We start from the raw sequence: 2,644 nt of genomic DNA on the forward strand, positions 1-2,644 counted from the left end.
TGGAAAAACCGGTCAAATTGACCACCACTTTCCAGTGTAAATTGACCACCAGTTCCGGAGCAAACTGACCACCACTTTCCAGTTCAAATTGACCACCTAATTTTGGGGTAAATTGATTATTAAAAACTACTGACTTTTTCATGTTGTTAGCACCATACATTCGTTAAAAAAATACGGATTATGGCAAACAAAATAACAGACATGAGTAAAATTAGAAAAGTAATTAAATTCTATTGTGAAGGAAAGAGTAAGTTGTTTATAAGTAGCTACTTATCCCTTTCCAGGAATACGGTAAAGAAGTATATTTCTTTATTTGAAGTTCTCGGATTAAACTTTGAATTAATTGATAGAAAAACAGATGCAGAACTAGAACTTTTGTTTTCACAGACTACTGTGGAATCCATTAGTCCCAAATTGCAGATCCTATACGATTTTTTCCCTAAAATGGAACGTGAACTAAAGAAAGTTGGCGTTACCGTACAACATATGTGGGAGCAATATATTGCCGTAAACCCCGATGGTTACAGGAGTTCGCAATTTGCTCATCATTACAAAGTATGGGGTAAACGAGTCAATCCTGTAATGCATATGAATCACAAAGCCGGTGATAAAATGTATGTGGATTATGCCGGAAAAACACTCTCCATCATTGATAAAGATACCGGAGAAATCAAAGAAGTACAGTTTTTTGTAGCCATATTGGGAGCCAGCCAATATACCTATGCAGAAGCTTCCATGAGCCAACAAAAGGAAGATTTTGTTACTTCGGTAGAAAATGCCATGCGTTTTTTTGAAGGTACTCCTGCGGCAATTGTTCCCGATAATTTAAAATCTGCAGTGATAAAAAGCAGTCGTTTTGAGCCAACAATCAATGAAACCCTGGCTGATTTAGCGGAATATTATCAAACCACAATCTTACCTGCCAGGGCTTATAAACCAAGGGATAAATCATTGGTTGAAGGTGCGGTAAAGATATTGTACAGAAGGATTTACGTAACTCTAAAAGAAACCAAATTCTTTTCTCTAGAAGAATTAAACCAGCAGATATGGGATTTATTAGATGCTCATAATAGTCGAAAACTCACAGGACGTCCTTACTCCCGTAAAGAATTGTTTTTAGAAGATGAGAAACAAAAACTACGCCCACTACCACAAGAACGCTTTGAAATCAAATACCAATCCTTTGCAACGGTGATGCAAAACGGACATGTCCAATTAAGTCAAGACAAAAATTACTATAGTGTTCCGTATCAATATGTAAAGAAAAAAGCGAAACTCTTGTATACCAAATCAACGGTAGAGATCTATTACAAATACAATCGAATAGCCATTCATCCGAGGAATTACAAACCTTATGTCTATACCACAACCCCAGAACATTTAGCCAGTACCCACCAATTTGTAGCCCAATGGAGCGCTGCCCGCTTCATTGATTGGGCCAGTAGTATTGATGAATCCGTAGGAGAATATATTTTGCAAATAATCGAAAGCAGAAACCACCCCGAACAAGCCTATAAAAGTTGTCTGGGAATACTAAACTTCGAGAAAAAGGTAGGCAAGCAGCGATTAATAAATGCCTGTAAACGGGCACTTGATTTTAAAATTTACAATTTTAAGACCATACAAAATATTTTAGAAAACAACCTAGACCACATTGATTTTGAACAAGAACCCGAGCAGGAACTCCCTGTTCACGGCAACATCAGAGGAAAACAGTATTATAATTAAATTAAAACCCAATAATCATGAATGAATCTACAGTAACAAAAATGAAACAAATGAAGCTTTATGGTATGCATAATGCTTTTAAAACCGCCATTGAAAGCGGGAAAACTGACCATTACACACTTGATCAGTTTGTATCGATGCTTATTGATGCCGAATGGGATGAAAGACATAATCGTCGCATTGAACGCAGTATCAAAAATGCCCGATTCCATTACAAATCAAATATTGAAAGTATCAATTTTGACCAAACCCGTAATCTGGATCGAAACATGGTGCTACGTCTGGCAGAATGCGAATTTGTAGAGAAAAACGAAAACATTTTAATCACAGGAAGTACTGGTGTAGGTAAGAGTTATTTAGGTACAGCATTAGGTTATCAAGCCTGTATACAGGGTTTTAAGGTAAGTTATTTTAATACTTCAAAGTTGTTTGCTAAATTAAAAATGGCCAAAGCAGATGGTTCTTATCTTCGAGAACTGGCAAGAATAGAACGGCAAGATGTTATTATACTGGACGATTTTGGACTCCAAGCATTAGATAGTCATAACCGAATTACCCTTTTAGAGATCATTGAAGACAGACATAATAATGGCTCTATAATTGTAACATCACAAATCCCAGTGCAAGGCTGGTATGACATCATTGGAGAAAAAACAATAGCTGATGCAATTTTGGATAGGCTGATACATCAATCTCACCGAATCGAATTGCACGGAGAATCTATGAGAAAAAAAAGGGGCATAAACAAAAGCTAATATTTAAGTATATTTGAATACTAATTAACAGATGAAAAAAAGTAGTTTTTAATGAAAAATGGAGGTGGTCATTTTGCTCCGGAATTAGGTGGTCATTTTGAATTGGAATCAGGTGCTCACTTTAAATTGGAATTGGGTGGTCAATATCACTGGAATTTGCA

The 2,644-nt window shown here is 36.2% G+C and carries 2 protein-coding genes; both read left to right on the forward strand.

All coding sequences use genetic code 11. The features are described 5' to 3' along the window. Positions 1 to 180: 180 nt before the first annotated feature. A complete protein-coding gene (istA, locus tag E0F89_RS16955) occupies positions 181 to 1,728 on the forward strand; it encodes an IS21 family transposase (protein WP_131910894.1) in 1,548 nt (515 codons plus the stop codon). A gap of 17 nt (positions 1,729 to 1,745) precedes the next feature. Further along, a complete protein-coding gene (gene istB / locus E0F89_RS16960; RefSeq protein ID WP_131910895.1) occupies positions 1,746 to 2,483 on the forward strand; it encodes an IS21-like element helper ATPase IstB in 738 nt (245 codons plus the stop codon). Positions 2,484 to 2,644 lie beyond the last annotated feature (161 nt).

It is taken from the genome of Flavobacterium caseinilyticum (assembly GCF_004349085.1).
In the GTDB taxonomy this organism is placed as follows: domain Bacteria; phylum Bacteroidota; class Bacteroidia; order Flavobacteriales; family Flavobacteriaceae; genus Flavobacterium; species Flavobacterium caseinilyticum.

Coding starts and splice junctions, on each gene's coding strand:
- istA (WP_131910894.1), top strand. CDS start 181: ATGGCAAACAAAATAACAGACATGAGTAAAATTAGAAAAGTAATTAAA.
- istB (WP_131910895.1), top strand. CDS start 1,746: ATGAATGAATCTACAGTAACAAAAATGAAACAAATGAAGCTTTATGGT.